General features: G+C 56.0%; 13 protein-coding genes. 3 read left to right on the top strand and 10 right to left on the bottom strand.

Annotated elements, in window-relative coordinates:
• Positions 1-20: 20 nt before the first annotated feature.
• From nlpI to queA, 7 genes are all read right to left on the bottom strand, one after another.
• On the bottom strand, positions 21-965 hold the full coding sequence (gene nlpI, locus AB5Y67_RS02325) for a lipoprotein NlpI (protein WP_005351017.1): 945 nt from the start codon (positions 963-965) through the stop codon (positions 21-23).
• 90 nt (positions 966-1,055) lie between these two features.
• A complete protein-coding gene (locus AB5Y67_RS02320) occupies positions 1,056-1,424 on the bottom strand; it encodes a rhodanese-like domain-containing protein (protein ID WP_139400995.1) in 369 nt (122 codons plus the stop codon).
• Positions 1,425-1,508: 84 nt separating this feature from the next.
• Positions 1,509-2,456, bottom strand: coding sequence for a protein translocase subunit SecF (gene secF / locus AB5Y67_RS02315; protein WP_005337322.1), 948 nt, complete (start codon positions 2,454-2,456; stop codon positions 1,509-1,511).
• 10 nt (positions 2,457-2,466) lie between these two features.
• Entirely contained in the window at positions 2,467-4,320 is a 1,854-nt protein-coding gene (gene secD, locus AB5Y67_RS02310; protein WP_043823978.1) for a protein translocase subunit SecD, read from the bottom strand.
• An 18-nt stretch (positions 4,321-4,338) separates the two neighbouring features.
• On the bottom strand, positions 4,339-4,674 hold the full coding sequence (gene yajC / locus AB5Y67_RS02305; RefSeq protein ID WP_005337327.1) for a preprotein translocase subunit YajC: 336 nt from the start codon (positions 4,672-4,674) through the stop codon (positions 4,339-4,341).
• 52 nt (positions 4,675-4,726) lie between these two features.
• Positions 4,727-5,863 (bottom strand): tRNA guanosine(34) transglycosylase Tgt, encoded by a 1,137-nt coding sequence (gene tgt, locus AB5Y67_RS02300; RefSeq protein ID WP_005337329.1) that lies wholly within the window; start codon positions 5,861-5,863, stop codon positions 4,727-4,729.
• Between the two features lie 74 nt (positions 5,864-5,937).
• The gene (queA, locus tag AB5Y67_RS02295; protein WP_005344678.1) at positions 5,938-6,990 is read right to left on the bottom strand and encodes a tRNA preQ1(34) S-adenosylmethionine ribosyltransferase-isomerase QueA; all 1,053 of its coding nucleotides are present in this window, start codon (positions 6,988-6,990) and stop codon (positions 5,938-5,940) included.
• A 212-nt stretch (positions 6,991-7,202) separates the two neighbouring features.
• On the opposite strand from queA, the gene AB5Y67_RS02290 reads away from it, so the two are divergent.
• From AB5Y67_RS02290 to ahpF, 3 genes are all read left to right on the top strand, one after another.
• Positions 7,203-7,649, top strand: coding sequence for a CBS domain-containing protein (locus AB5Y67_RS02290; RefSeq protein WP_041235032.1), 447 nt, complete (start codon positions 7,203-7,205; stop codon positions 7,647-7,649).
• Positions 7,650-8,354: 705 nt separating this feature from the next.
• Complete coding sequence (gene ahpC, locus AB5Y67_RS02285) at positions 8,355-8,921, top strand: alkyl hydroperoxide reductase subunit C (protein WP_005337335.1); 567 nt, start codon at positions 8,355-8,357, stop codon at positions 8,919-8,921.
• Between the two features lie 124 nt (positions 8,922-9,045).
• Entirely contained in the window at positions 9,046-10,626 is a 1,581-nt protein-coding gene (gene ahpF / locus AB5Y67_RS02280; RefSeq protein ID WP_199427382.1) for an alkyl hydroperoxide reductase subunit F, read from the top strand.
• 136 nt (positions 10,627-10,762) lie between these two features.
• Here ahpF and AB5Y67_RS02275 read toward each other — a convergent pair whose 3' ends face one another.
• The 3 genes from AB5Y67_RS02275 to AB5Y67_RS02265 all read right to left on the bottom strand — a co-directional run bounded on the left by AB5Y67_RS02275 (position 10,763) and on the right by AB5Y67_RS02265 (position 15,884).
• The gene (locus tag AB5Y67_RS02275; protein WP_021229694.1) at positions 10,763-11,479 is read right to left on the bottom strand and encodes an SIMPL domain-containing protein; all 717 of its coding nucleotides are present in this window, start codon (positions 11,477-11,479) and stop codon (positions 10,763-10,765) included.
• A 56-nt stretch (positions 11,480-11,535) separates the two neighbouring features.
• Positions 11,536-12,096 carry a hypothetical protein gene (locus tag AB5Y67_RS02270; RefSeq protein ID WP_325793826.1) on the bottom strand — a complete coding sequence of 187 codons (561 nt, stop codon included), beginning with the start codon at positions 12,094-12,096 and terminating at the stop codon, positions 11,536-11,538.
• Positions 12,097-12,182: 86 nt separating this feature from the next.
• Positions 12,183-15,884: a VWA domain-containing protein gene (locus AB5Y67_RS02265; protein ID WP_368207569.1), complete on the bottom strand. Its 3,702-nt coding sequence runs from the start codon at positions 15,882-15,884 to the stop codon at positions 12,183-12,185.
• Positions 15,885-15,904: the final 20 nt, after the last annotated feature.

The raw sequence follows: 15,904 nt of genomic DNA, 5'->3' as shown, positions 1-15,904 counted from the left end.
TACCACTATCTGGCAGTGGATCAGGAGGGCTGATCACCCTTGTTACGAGCGCTCTGGGCACCTGGCGGCAAGGGCTTGCGCGCCATCAACTCCAGCTCCAGCAGCGCATAGCGGTGCTCGATAAAGTCATAGACGTTGTTGGATAAGGCCAGCTTGAAGTAGCTGATGGCTTCCTTGCGGTTGCCTTTGCCCAGCTCGAACTTGCCCAGATAGAAGTAGGTTTCACACAGACGCTCGGCAAGCTCCCGGTTATCCTTCACCCCTTTCACCACGTTGCCCATCAGCTGGGAAGCGTTGATCTCGCCGGTATAGAGGCGAACCAGATCCCAGTTCCAGGCATCGTCATCGTACTTGTTGAGACGCTCGCGCATCCGGCTCATGGCGGCCGATGGGTCGAGTTTCTGCTCGGCCAGATAGAGCCAGATCACCCGATAGGGGTCTTCCGGCTGCGCCTCGTAGAAACGCTTCATATCGGCCGCGGCCAGTTCGGGACGGTTGCCGTAATAGAGGGCGATGCCACGGTTGAGATAGGCATAGTCATAGTCCGGTGCCAGTTCGAGGGCGGAATCGAACGCATCATAGGCTTCGTCGTAATTCTGCTGCTGTACCAGATAGACGCCGATGAAGTTGTAGGCTTCGGCGAAATCCGGTTTCTCCCGCAGGGCACGGTTGAAATCGAGCCGCGCGAGGGAACGCAGACCAACCCGATCAAACACCACGGCACGCTCATAGAACAACTCTGCCCGTTGCTCGGTGGTCAGTTCCATTTCACTGAGCATCTGCCCGAGTCGGGCGAGCGCCAGCTCACTCTGGTAGGAGACCTGCAGGGGGGTCGCCAACACCAGTGAAGCAGGCTGCGGCTTGGGAACCTTGGGGGTGTTAACCTGACTGCTACTGCTGCAACCCCACATGGGAAGCAACAACAGGATACCGAGGAGGTATCCAATCCCTTTCCTGACGTTCAATGAACACTCCGACGCTTACGCTTGACCCCGCATATGGTAAAGGTCAACTGCCGCTTTGTCATGTAGCTGTGCCCCTCTACCTCAAATAAATCAGGATTCGACAGGGTATCCGGCATCGCACCAACCGCGAAACCCACCGTCGACGCTGATCACCTTGCGATAACCCATCTGTTGCAGGTTGTCCGCCGCCAGAATTGAGCGAAAACCACCACCACAATAGAGGTAGAGCTCGGTCTCGAGATCCGGGAACTGGGTCTCGATATCCCGCTCAATCACTCCACGACCCAGATATCGGGCACTGGGCAGATGGCCTTTGGCCCACTCGCTCTCTTCCCGCACGTCGATCAGGTGAAACGTGCGCCCTTCGTCCTGCCAGCGCTTGATCTGGTGAACATCGGTTTCGGTGATGCGGGAGCGGATCCCGTCAACCAGCGCCAAAAAACGGGGATTGTGATGCATGACAAACTCCTGTTGTTTAAATCATGTGCGTCAGCAAACGACACGCAGAGATAAGAAAAGAGCGCCATGAGGCGCTCTTCACTGTTACGGCAGGATTTCCTGTTGGTCCGCACCCTCTTTCTCTACCTGGGTGGGCAGCATGTGCTCGCGCTTGACGCCGAGGAACATGGCAAACGCACTCGCCACATAGATGGAGGAGTAGGTACCGAACGCCACACCGATCACCATGGCCACGGCAAAACCGTGGATCAGCGCACCGCCCTTGAGCAGCAGCGCCAGCACCACGATAAAGGTGAGGCCGGAGGTGATGATGGTACGACTCAGGGTCTCGGTCATGGAGAGATCCAGAATGTACTCGGTATCCCCTTTACGCACCTTGCGGAAGTTCTCCCGCAAGCGGTCGAACACCACGATAGTATCGTTCAGGGAGTAACCCACCAGGGTCATCAGTGCCGCCAGTACGGTCAGGTCGAACTCGTACTGGAAGTAGGCAAAGACACCTAGCGTGATCACCACGTCGTGCACCAGGGAGAGAATGCCCCCCAGCGCCAGACGCCATTCGAAACGCACTGCCACGTAGGCCAGGATACAAAGGATGGAGGCCAGCATGGCCAGCGCACCGTCTGTCGCCAGCTCATCACCCACGGAAGGGCCGACGAACTCGACGCGTTTGAGCACTGCACCCTCGTCGAGCTGCTTGGCCGCCGCCAGCACTTCGTTACCCTGTTGTTCTACCTTGACCCCCTCTTTCGGGGTCAGGCGGAACAGCACGTCACGGCTGGAGCCAAAGTGTTGCAGGGTTGCCCCTTCAATCTTCTGCTCTTCCAGAGCGTCGTGGATCTTGTCCAGGCTCACCGACTGCTGGAACCCCACCTCGATGGTGGTACCACCGGTAAAGTCCAGACCCCAGTTCAGACCCCGATCAAACAGGAAGAACAGGGCTACCACCATCAGCACGGAAGAGAAAACCACACCCGGCTTGGCATAGCGCATAAACGGGATCGGTTTTTCAAAATGTAGAATCTGAAACATCTCTCTATCCTCAGATGGGCAGCTTGTCGATACGCCGTCCACCCCAAGCCAGGTTGATAATGGCACGGGAAACTGTGATGGCAGTAAACATGGAGGCGGTCAGACCAATGCCCAGCGTCAGAGCAAAGCCCTTGATGGCGCCAGTACCGATACCGAACAGGATCACGCAGGTGATCAGCGAGGTCACGTTGGAGTCGGCGATGGTGGAGAATGCCCGATCAAAGCCCAGATGGATGGCTTGCTGAACACCGCGACCGTTGCGGATCTCTTCACGAATACGCTCGTAGATCAGTACGTTGGCATCCACCGCCATACCCAGCGTCAGGACGATACCGGCGATACCCGGCAGGGTCATGGTGGCACCAGGGATCATCGACATGATGCCGACAATCAACACCAGGTTCATACAGAGCGCCAGGTTGGCAACCCAGCCGAACGCGCGGTAGTAGATCCCCATGAACAGCACGATCACCAGCATGGCCCAGCCGATGGCTTCCATACCGCTGTCGATGTTCTGTTGACCCAGGCTCGGGCCAATGGTGCGCTCTTCCACGATCTGGATCGGGGCGATCAGGGCACCGGCACGCAGCAGCAGCGCCAGGTTGTGGGCTTCGTTGGCGTTGTCGATACCTGTGATACGGAACTGGCTGCCAAGACGCGACTGGATGGTGGCGACGTTGATCACCTCCTCCTGCTTGCGGAACTTGCGCTTGCCATCCGGACCCGGTTGACCGACCGGTTTGTACTCGATGAAGACGGTCGCCATCCCTTTACCGACGTTGTCCTTGGTAAAGTTGGCCATCTTGTTGCCACCCTGGCCATCCAGCTTGATGTTGACCTGGGGACGGCTGTACTCGTCGAAACCGGACTGGGCACCCACGATGTGGTCACCGGTCAGGATCACTCGCTTGTGCAGCACCACGGGACGACCATTGCGATCGTTGTAGACCTTGGAGCTGGGCGGGACACGGCCATCGGCCGCAGCCTGGATGTCGGCTGTCTCATCGACCATGTGGAATTCCAGGGTCGCGGTTGCCCCCAGGATCTCCTTGGCGCGGGCGGTATCCTGAATACCGGGCAGTTCAACGACAATGCGCTCGGCACCTTGCTGCTGTACCAGCGGCTCGGCCACACCCAGTTCGTTGACCCGGTTACGGATGATGGTGATGTTCTGCTCGAGGGCGTACTTCTTCACTTCCTTGATCTTGGCTTCGCTCAGACCAGCCAGCAGGATGAACTCATCCCCTTTCTGCTCGGTAGTGAAGGTCAAATCAGGGTTCTGACGACGCAAATGAGAAACGGCGCGTTCCTGATCGGCTTCGTCACGGAAGATCACCTGCACCTGATCACCGACCCGGCGCACGCCGGAGTAACGGATCTTCTGGGTGCGCAGCTCGGAGCGGAAATCCTGCACCATCTGCTCTTGCTGCTTGGTCAGTGCTTCGGCCATGTCCACTTCCATCAGGAAGTGCACACCACCGCGCAGATCAAGACCCAGCTTCAGAGGCGCCGCACCGATGGCTTCGAGCCAGGCGGGAGTGGAAGGTGCCAGGTTGAGTGCGGTAATGAAGTTGTCGCCCAGCTTGTTGGCAACGATATCGCGCGCCTTCAGCTGGTCTTCGGTGTTCTTGAAACGGATCAGGATAAAACCGTGCTCGAATGCAGCATGTTTGACCGGGATCTTGGCCGCTTCAAGGGTCTCTTTCACCAGATCAAGAGTATCTAGCTTGACTTCGGCACCACGGCTGGCAGAAACCTGCAAAGCCGGATCTTCGCCGTAAAGATTGGGGGCTGCATATAGAAAACCGATGGCGATCACCAGGATCACCATCAGGTATTTCCACAGCGGATAGCGATTCAACACGCTGTGCTCCTTGGGAGATTAAAGGGACTGGATAGAACCCTTGGGCAGAACGGCAGAGACGAAGTCCTTTTTGATGGTGACTTGAGTCTGGTCGTTCAGGGCGATCACCAGGTAATCGCTGTCTGCAGCCACTTTGGCAATTTTGCCAACCAGGCCACCGGAAGTGAGCACTTCATCACCCTTGGACAAGGAGCTCATCAGATTGCGGTGATCCTTGGCACGTTTGGCCTGGGGACGATAGATCATGAAGTAGAAGATCAGGCCGAATACGGCCAGCATGATGATCATTTCCATACCACCACCCTGTGCACCCGGTGCTGCGCCTTCTGCATACGCCTTGGAGATAATGCTCATTTAACAACCTCTTATTGATGTAGATTTAAAAAAACAAAATTATATGTTGTTGTTATTTAACGTCATTTTCAGCTAACGGAGGCACAGGCTTCCCTTGCCGACGGTAAAACTCTGTTACAAAGTCGTCTAATTTACCCTGCTCGATCGCGTCCCGCAAACCCTGCATCACACGCTGGTAGTAACGCAGGTTATGAATCGTATTCAGACGGGCACCAAGGATCTCGTTGCACTTGTCAAGATGGTGCAGGTAGCTGCGGCTGTAGTTCTTGCAGGTGTAGCAATCGCACTCGGCATCCAGGGTGCTGGTGTCGTTGCGGTGCTGGGCGTTGCGGATCTTCACTACGCCATCGGTGGTGAACAGGTGGCCGTTGCGGGCGTTGCGAGTCGGCATGACGCAGTCGAACATGTCGATACCACGGCGCACCCCTTCCACCAGATCTTCTGGCTTGCCGACACCCATCAGGTAGCGCGGCTTGTCGGCCGGGATTTTCGGGCAGACGTGCTCTAGGATGCGGTGCATGTCCTCTTTGGGTTCACCCACGGCCAGACCACCGACCGCATAACCGTCGAAACCGATCTCCAGCAGCCCCTTGAGGGAGACATCCCGCAGATCTTCGTAGACCGAGCCCTGAATGATGCCGAACAGGGCGTTCTTGTTACCCAGCGCATCAAACTTGTCGCGGGAACGCTTGCCCCAGCGCAGGGACATCTCCATGGACTTGCGCGCTTCTTCATAAGTGGCCGGGTACGGGGTGCACTCGTCGAAGATCATCACAATGTCGGAGCCCAGATCGTACTGGATCTCCATGGATTTCTCGGGGTCGAGGAAGATCTTCTCGCCATTGATGGGGTGACGGAAGTGGACGCCTGCTTCAGTGATCTTGCGAATATGGCCCAGGCTGAACACCTGGAAACCACCGGAGTCGGTCAGGATCGGGCCCTGCCAGTTCATGAAGTCATGCAGATCGCCGTGGGCACGCATCACTTCCTGACCCGGACGCAGCCAGAGGTGGAAGGTGTTACCCAGCAGGATCTGGGCGCCGGTTTCACGCACTTCTTCCGGGGTCATCCCCTTGACGGTGCCGTACGTCCCGACCGGCATAAAGGCCGGCGTTTGTACCACACCACGTTCGAAGACCAGTTGACCGCGACGGGCACGGCCGTCGGTGGTTTTCAGTTCAAATTTCATTGCTACCTCGGCTGCGTCAGATAAACAGTCTGACAATAGGAGGGCCGCGCACGGCCCGGTAAATAAGCTGAAGCTTATGCTTCAACCTGGCGACGGGTGACGAACATGGCGTCCCCGTAGCTGAAGAAACGGTACTGCCCGGCCACGGCTGCCTGATAGGCCGCCATCACGTTGTCATAACCGGCAAAGGCGCTGACCAGCATGATCAGGGTCGACTCCGGCAGATGGAAGTTGGTGACCATGGCATCGACGATCTGGAACTGGTAGCCAGGGAAGATGAAGATATCGGTGTCACTAAAGAAGGGCGCCAACGGTTTGCCCTGGGCCAGGGTGACCTTGGCCGCGCTCTCCAGCGAACGGACCGACGTGGTCCCCACCGCAATCACCCGGCCACCACGGGCACGGGTGGCCGCGATGGCATCTACCACCTCTTGCGGCACTTCCGCATACTCGGAGTGCATGTGGTGATCTTCAATCTTCTCAACCCGCACCGGCTGGAAGGTCCCCGCCCCTACATGCAGGGTGACGAAGGCCGTTTCAACCCCTTTGGCCCGAATTTTCTCAAGCAGCGGCTCATCAAAGTGCAGGCCGGCGGTCGGCGCAGCGACAGCCCCCGGTTTTTGATTGTAAACGGTCTGGTAGCGCTCCTTGTCAGCATCCTCGTCGGGACGGTCGATATAGGGGGGCAGCGGCATGTGGCCGATGGCCTCCAAAATCTCCAGCACCGGACGCGGGTCGAGGAAGTGGATCTCGAACAGGGCGTCGTGGCGGGCGCGCATCTCTGCCTCCACACCACCATCCATGATCATCCGGGTGCCGGGCTTGGGCGCCTTGGAGGCACGGACATGGGCCAGCACGCTGTGCTCGTCCAGAATGCGCTCGACCAGTACCTCCAGCTTGCCGCCGCTGGCCTTCTGGCCAAACATGCGCGCCGGAATGACACGGGTGTTGTTGAATACCAGCAGGTCACCCGGATTGAGCTGATCCAGCACATCGACAAATTGACCGTGGCGCAGGGCGCCAGTTTGACCATCGAGCTGCAACAGGCGGCTGGCGGTACGCTCTGCCATCGGATAGCGGGCAATCAGCTCGTCTGGCAGATCAAAATGAAAATCGGATACTTGCATCTTTCACCTCGGGGGGAATCGGCGGCTAGTCTAGTTATCCCCATCTTCCAAGGCAACCCAAAAGACCAAAAACCCAAGAGAGACAAGGGGTAGCGAGCAATATTGAGACACACCTCCGGTTAATGATTCTTTAATGTTCTGTATTGACCCTGATCATGTTTTGCCAGTTGGGGCTGGGCTAGGGTGAAAGCAGATACACAAGGAGGCCCACCATGATGACCCTATCCGAAATCATGACCGAACACCCCTTCACTCTGGGTCCGTCAAACAGTGTCAAACAGGCGATGGACCTGATGCAGCAGGAGCGGATCCGCCACATTCCCATCGTCGACGAGCAGCACCACCTGCTGGGGCTGGTGACCCTTACCGATATCCTGGCCACCCGGGAATCCAAGCTGCTGCTCATCAGCCCGGAGCGGGAAGCCGAATTTACCGACAGCGTGCAACTCGACGAGATCATGACACGGCAAGTGGCGAGCGTAGATCCTCACGCCGGTATCAAGGAGGCAGCACTCTACCTGCAGCGGCACAGATATGGCTGCCTGCCGGTACTCAAAGGACGCAAGCTGATCGGCATTGTCACCGAGTCGGACTTTATTGCCGTGGCCATCAACCTGCTGGAATTGATGGAAGAGCAGGAACCACCTATCGACTTTTGATAGATCTAGCTGTAATTAAATTACAATAAAAGCGTTTTCAGCCGTCAAAATAAGCTGAAATGATGAAACACTTTCATTTTGATTGAAAAATTACACCAAATGCTTGCCTTGTGATCTGCGTCACACTATCATCCCTCTCATGCAATAGTTGCCGAGGGGGAGACGAGGGATTGTGCACCCATTATCTTCCTCTCATATGTCTGCAAGTTTGCACACCCCGTAGTTAGTCTTTGCTGTAAAGCATTTGTTTATATAGCCATTCCTTGTTTGATGACCCGGCCCTGTCGTTGCGATAGCGCCGGGATTTTTTTTATCTGCGCCTTTCTGCCTCCCCTTGCCAGCACATCCCCCATCGCTGCGAGCAGCGGCCTCAACCTCCTGCGCCATCTGTTTGCTCCATATGTTTGCACCACCGTTTATCTCATCGCGTTATCGTGGCTCTGCACACCTCTTCCCATGCCTTGAAAAGGCGATGTAGCGCACAGATATTGAACCACGACAAGGAGTTATCTCAGTAGGCCTGAGATATTCATGTTAGGTACAGCCATAGTGAGTTATCTAATAAGTAGATTTAAGCGATTCAAAATTGCGGCTTTTCTCGATTAGCGGAAGCCCCTATGATGAATCCATCGAAAGTTAAGCGCCTCGTCTGGCAAGACTCTTCAACACCAGACCGGCATATGTACATCACCAAGGAGCAATTACATGTCTACCTACATCAACACTGAAATCAAGCCGTTCAATGCTACCGCCTACCACAATGGCAAATTCGTTCAGGTGTCTGACGCTGACCTGAAAGGCAAGTGGTCCGTGGTCTTCTTCTACCCGGCTGACTTCACCTTCGTTTGCCCGACCGAGCTGGGCGACCTGGCTGACAATTACGCTGAATTCCAGAAACTGGGCGTCGAGATCTACTCTGTCTCTACCGACACCCACTTCACTCACAAAGCATGGCACGACACTTCTGACACCATTCAGAAGATCCAGTACCCGATGATTGGTGACCCGACTGGTACCATCACCCGCAACTTCGGCGTGATGATCGAAGAAGCTGGTCTGGCTGACCGCGGTACCTTCGTGATTGACCCGCAGGGCATCATCCAGATCGTCGAGATCAACGCTGGCGGCATCGGCCGTGACGCACTGGAACTGCTGCGCAAAGTCAAAGCAGCCCAGTACGTTGCCTCCCACCCGGGTGAAGTGTGCCCGGCTAAATGGAAAGAAGGCGAAGCCACTCTGGCCCCGTCCCTGGACCTGGTAGGCAAGATCTAAGCCTCCCGCTTCCAAGACCGGCCCGTATAAGGGCCGGTTTTGTTTCCGGCCCCAAGCAAAGGCGCCGGTCTGCTTTCCGGCTTACATCTCACGCCGACCCGCAATCACAAGAAGGAATTCGAAGATGTTGGATACCAACCTCAAACAACAGCTGAACACCTATCTGCAGTACATCGTCAATCCCATCGAGATCAGCGTGTCCGGCAACGACAGCGACAAATCTGCAGAGCTGCTGGCACTGGCCAGCGAGATCGCCGAGATGTCCCCCAAGATCACCCAGACCTCTGGCACTGCCGCTCGCAAGCCTTCCATGAGTGTCGCGCCGCAGGGCCAAGCCCCGCGCGTTCACTTTGCCGGCATCCCCATGGGTCATGAATTTACCTCTCTGGTGCTCGCCCTGCTGCAAAGCGGCGGCCACCCCTCCAAGGCCGATGCGGCCGTGCAGGAGCAGATCCGCAATCTCAAGGGTGAGTTCCACTTCGAGACCTATATCTCCCTCTCCTGCCACAACTGCCCGGACGTAGTACAGGCCCTCAACCTGATGGCGACCCTGAACCCCGGCATCACTCACACCATGATCGACGGCGCCCTGTTCCAGGAAGAGGTCAATGAGCGTCAAATCATGGCGGTACCGAATGTCTACCTGAACGGCCAACCGTTCAGCCAGGGCCGTATCTCGCTCGAAGAGATTGTCGCCAAACTCGACACCGGTGCCGCCGAGCGTAAGGCCGCCGAGCTGAATGAGAAAGATCCCTACGATGTGCTGGTCGTGGGCGGTGGCCCGGCTGGCGCCGCAGCGGCCATCTATGCCGCACGTAAAGGCATTCGCACCGCCATCGTTGCCGAACGTTTCGGTGGTCAGGTGATGGACACCGTCGGCATCGAGAACTTTATCTCCGTGCCCTACACCGAAGGCCCCAAGCTGGCCGCCAGCCTGGAGCAGCACGTCAAAGAGTATGGCGTGGAAGTGATCACCGAGCAGCGTGCCGCCGCCATCAGTAAAGATGGGTATGTGAACGTGGATCTCGCCTCTGGCGCCACCTTGAAGAGCCGCGCCGTGATCCTGGCTACCGGTGCCCGCTGGCGTGATCTGAACGTACCGGGCGAGCTTGAGTACCGCACCAAGGGCGTGGCCTACTGCCCGCACTGCGATGGTCCCTTCTTCAAGGGCAAGCGAGTAGCTGTGATCGGTGGCGGTAACTCCGGCATCGAGGCAGCGATCGACTTGGCTGGCATCGTCGAGCATGTGACTGTGGTGGAGTTCGCCGACACCCTGCGTGCCGATGAAGTACTGCAGAAGAAGGCTCGCTCCATGGGCAATATCGACATCATCATGAGCGCTCGCACCACCGAAGTGATCGGTGATGGCAGCAAGGTGGTCGGCATGGATTACGAAGATCGCACCACCGGCGAGATCAAGCACCTGGCGGTAGCGGGCATCTTCGTCCAGATCGGCCTGGTACCGAACACTGAGTTCCTCAAAGGGAGCGAGATTGCCATGACCCGCTTTGGCGAGATCGAGATCGATACCAAAGGGGCTACCTCCCTGCCCGGCGTCTACGCCGCAGGGGATGCCACCACGGTACCGTTCAAGCAGATCATCATCTCCATGGGTGCTGGCGCCACCGCCGCACTGGGTGCGTTTGATTACCTCATCCGCAACCCTGCTCCTGAAGCGACCAAGGTTGACGCTGTGACTGTCTGATAAACCCAGCGCAACAAAAAGACGACGCCCGATGAAGTAAACACGAGCGTCGACTTTTTTATATCTGCATCGATGCGCAATAAAAACCCCGCAGCAAATGGCGGGGTTGTTCATGACTGGACTTAAACGACGGGCATCACTCCAGCAAGAAAACAGCCTCGATATTATCACTTACCGTGATCTGCTGTTGTTGATAGCTGTTGTCCGCCATATCCGGCGCGGGAGCAGCCATCGCCATGGCCTGCACCACCTTCAGGTTGCGGCTGTAGGCGGTAATGGGCGAAGCATTGCGGTACTCCACACTGTAGACCTTGCCAAGCTTCATCCCGAACGCCTTGGCCAGAGATTCAGCCTTGGTTTTGGCATCCTCAACTGCATTCAAACGGGCCTGCTCCTTGATGACCTGCGGCGACTTCAACCCGTACTCAATCTGGGATACGGACTCCAGCCCAGCTTTGAGGGCGGTATCCATCAGGGGGCTCAATTTATCCAGTTGATAGAGTTTGACCGCCAATTGCCGCTGGGCACGGTATCCCAGCAATACCGGCTTTTTGTTCTCGCCATACTGATATTCCGGAGAGACCATCAGGTTGCCAGCCTCAACATCGCTGCGCTTGATCCCCAGCCCTTCCAGTTGGCTGAAAAAGGCTGCGACCTTGGTATCGACCTGCTGCTTGGCCTTGAGGCCCTGCTTATCCAGTGCACTCACCGCCACATTGAGGGTGAGCATATCGGGTTCGGTCTTCTGCTCGGCATAACCACTCACCACCAGATGGGGCGCTTGCGGCACTTCAATCGCCAGCAGCGGAGCACTGACAACCAGAGCAGAAAGAGTAAGAAGGGGACGCCACATAGAAAAAAACCTCAATCGGAAAGATTGAGGTCATTATGCCCGTGCAGTTACGGGATTCATATATCATGCAAGGGGGGGAGCTGATCCAGTATCTGATTGGTCAGATCGAGACTGATGGTGACCACGCTGCAGACATCTGGGCTCTGCTCTACCTTATCTTGTGACGATGTCGCACCGCAGACCTGCACCTCATCATCGAAATGGAACGAGTCCCACGACAGAACATGTCCTTGCACCACCTGTCCGATATCGGTGCCACCACTTGCCTCCTCCATCGCAGACCAAGGGATGGTATCAGACGGCCCAAGCAAATTTTGCAACAACGGAGGGTGAAAACTGACCAGCGGATACTCCTGCTGACCCTGCTCATGGCCAACCAGAATCATGTTATGGGCAGACTCGGTATCCAAAACAGGCACATAGGTGATAGAGGCTGCAGCAAAGTCAACATAGAGCGAGCCCGCGACATCACCGGCCTCATTCTCTATCTCCATCCCATCCAGCCGATCACCGGCGATCGAGGCCTGATAGCCAAACTGGCCTGCGCAGGTAATGTTCCCCTGCCCATCCCAGCTATAACGGATGCCATCAATGTCGACCCAGTTGAATGACTGCATGATTACCCCTCTCCTCTACTGCCGCTATCTTATCCATCCCCTTGAGGAAAAAACAGGGGCCAGGCAAGCCCGGCCCCGAGACAGGGTTACGGATCAACCTTCAAGTTACCGTCATCCAGCAAGTGCTTGATGATATCCTGATTGGATCCAAGCGAAGCCAGATCGAGTGAGTTATGGAACTGGATGGTCAGTTCCGGGCTCCCACCGGCCCCGGCAGGATCTATCGTCAACGTCTTGGTCGTCGTGTTGAACTGCAGATAGTTGTCCAGCACGGCTGCCAGATCCTCGTTGTTCCCCACTGCAGGTACGCCGACCAGCAGATCCGAGAGATCCAGTACATCTCCACCATTGTTGGTATCACCTAAAGTGAAATCAGTAATGGTATCGATACTGCCGTCCGCATCCCCCGCCAGCCACTTGAAGGTGTCACTCTCCCCAGCACCGGTCATGGTATCGCTGCCAAGGCCGCCGATCAGAATGTCCTTACCAAGGTCGCCCGTGAGTATATCGCTACCAGAACCACCATCCAGATAATCATCACCGACACCTCCAACAAGGGTGTCGTTCCCTTCCTGGCCAAAAAGGATATCGTTGCCACTGCCACCATATAGGGTGTCATTACCACCACTGCGGCTACTCTCCCCACTCAGCTCAGTAATATGGGTCCGGATGTAATCCACCGTCTGTTCACGTGTCCACCCATGACTGGACTCCAGCGTTTCAAATACCAGCCAACCAGAACCTTGGGGCAGATCCAGTCCCAACTCGCTGGCCAGCGTATCGGTATTGAGTACATCGCCAAACAGGATGTCATTGCCAACACCACCATCGGCCACGTCATTGCCGGCCCCCAGCAACACGGTAATCTGATCCCCCTCGGTCAGGGCTGCCGTCAACTGCTCGGCACTGGTCACAATCTGGGCATCGCCGATCGGGGCATTGAAACCCTGCTCGATCCGGATATTGTCTATCCGTACCTCAGCATTCCGGTCATTGGAGCTGTCGAGCAGTTCGAACACAAACCCGTATTGCCCGACAGGCAGTCCATCGGTTGTGATAGTGCTGTAAGCCGTCAAAACAGATGAACTAACGCCAGTAATGGTGCCCGTTTGCACTGGATTGAGCATATCCCAGACGCCACCCTCGAGTTTCACCAACTTCCAGGTGAAGCTGTCGCTGCTATTAACACCATTCAAGGCATACTGGAACTGCAGACTTGCTCCGGCTTGTGCCGCAGAAACCTGGATGGCATTGGCCACGGCGAGCGCCAATATTGTCCTGTCAGAATCAGAACCGGTTCGATCATCCCGGATCCGCAAGCTTCCATTTGTAACAGTATGCGATCCCTGAGCATCACCACTGAGCACCCATCCCGGGGCGGCATTTATGCCGCTACCACTACCAAATGTGGCCAAGTCAAGGAAGCTGCCTGCCGAGTAAAACTGATCTGCCGTTTCAGTCGTGTTATCAAAGAACTTCAACAAATCCTTGTTAACATCATTGGTCACCCCGATTGCATTGACCTGGCTGATGGCACTGAGTGAAACAAAAGCATCCACCGACTCCTTGATCACCTCAAATGTGGTGCTGTTGCCTGGTCCGGCGACCTGATTGCTGTCATTGAGGTAGTAAGTCGGGTTACCATCCGTGACAAAGAATGTCAGGTTCTGGTAACCGGGAGCAGCCTTGCTACCATCATTGAACCACTGCACGGCCTGATTGAACGCGGCTTCATAGTTGGTGCCACCATTGGCAACCAGTGCATCAATGGCATTGGTCAGGTTGCTCACATTACTGGCATCAAGCCCTACTATTGTCACACTCTCGCTGGCATTCGCCGCAAAACCAATCAAGGTGACATTGATCTCACCATCATGATCTTTCAACTGGTTGGCCAAATGGGTCAGGGAGGCCTTGAGCATATTCAGTCGTGCTCCAGCCATACTTCCAGACACATCGACCACCAGGGCAATATTGTAATTCTCACCCGGGATGAAATTGGTACTGGTGCCGCCGATGTCCCCCACCACAATATCGTGACCAGCACCGCCTGCAACCAGACCATCCACACTACCGTTGGAGTTGGGCACCTTGTGATCATCATCCGTGCCGGGGGTCCCGGTAGTGTCGGGGGTATCCGAGGTGTTGCTGCCCACAACCAGAATATTGGACGCGACGGGAGGCTCATTGCTCTTGACCGATACAGTAAAGTTGGCGCTGGCTTTATCTCCATCGGCATCAGTCAAGGTAGCACTGAAATCAAGGTCAATATCAGGAGGCGTGATCTTGTCGATCACTCCGAAATTCTCGATCCTCACTGAGTCATTGCCATTCAGCACAAAGCGGACATAAAGCTGGCTGAACTCCCCATCGGGTTCTATGCTGGCCAACTGCATCGACCCTTTGAGTCCTGACAGAACAAGCTCTCCGGAATCGACGACGGTCACGCCATCGGCAGCATAAGCCACCCACTGTATGGTGCTGGTATTGGTGTTGCCAACCCCGTAGACGTTGAAAGAGAGCCCATCAACGGCTGCAGTCGTGGATACCTTGAACCCTTCGTTATTGTCCAGGTTGCCGTTCTTAATCCCGAAACCATTGTTGTTCGGGTTGAGATTATCTGCATCACTCCCCGGCAGATCCTGAGGATTATTGACGCTGCCATTGAACAGCAGACCATCGAACAGTACACCAATCCCGCCAGCAGTAACTCCGATCGTCTCAACAGGCCCGCCAGCACCGAACTGTGCCCCGATCGAGAAAGTTTGGGTTGGCTGGGGAGTAACCAGTTCAAAGCTGTAAGTATTGTCGTCATTGAGTGTCAATGTATAGAACACTTTAGGTGGCTGCCCACTACCATCAATGGTTGCTACCAGAGTCTTGCCATCAGTCGACAAGGTTTCGGTGATCCCTGCCAAATCAGGCCATCCAGTCAGTTTCAGTCCACCAGTACCCAGAGGGCCATCAGCACCAAAAGAGACGCCAAACAATCCACCGGTAGTGATGTCGGCTACATTCATCACTTCCAGACTTTCGATGCCTGTGATCACGGGCATATCGTCTTCAATAACAACACTGACCTGCTTGGTATCACTCAAGTCACCATCACTGGCTGACAGGTTGAAGGTAAATGTCTTCAGTCCTTCCTTATTGTCTCCAAATTCATGATCGATGGGCCCCAGCAAGGTGACGGTATATTTACCAACCGGATCTACAGATACTTGTATGACTGGGATCCCTCCCGCTGAACCCACCAGTGTCGCAGACCCTATACCACTCCACACAACTGGTACCCCTCCAGAGCTCAGGCCAGATGGAGCAGAAAGAGTGAACGTAAAGGTATTGCTGTCGATATCTGTCACACTTGCCGTCGCATGGGTCGAGGTGCTGTCGGTAATATCGCCGGGATTGGGTGAATTGTCTGGATTGGATCCCGGTAATCCCTCCTCGGATATGCGCAGATCCGAGACAGTCAGCATGGGAGCATCATTAGTTGCAGTGACGGTCACGGTGAAGGGCTTGCTGTCTGCCCCACCCTCGTCCGTGGTCCCCGCCACATTGCCATTCACGACCCCGCTCCAGTCCGCCGGCAAGCTAAAGCCAGGNACGCCCGCTGTGCTCGCACCGCTCCAGCTGTAGCTGCCCGCCACCGCGCCAGCCACCCAGCCTGCCCCCATCAACGCACCTGCCGGGACACCGCTCAGGGTCACCGTCACGCCGGTCACCTGCTCCGAACCATCCGCGTCGGTCGCAGTGACACCCAGCTGCGCCGCCAGCGATACCGCCACCGGTGCATCCGTTTCTGCCA

This window comes from Aeromonas sp. s12 (genome assembly GCF_040907925.1).
Classification (GTDB): Bacteria; Pseudomonadota; Gammaproteobacteria; order Enterobacterales; family Aeromonadaceae; genus Aeromonas; species Aeromonas veronii.
This window is presented reverse-complemented; position numbering and strand designations above follow the sequence as displayed.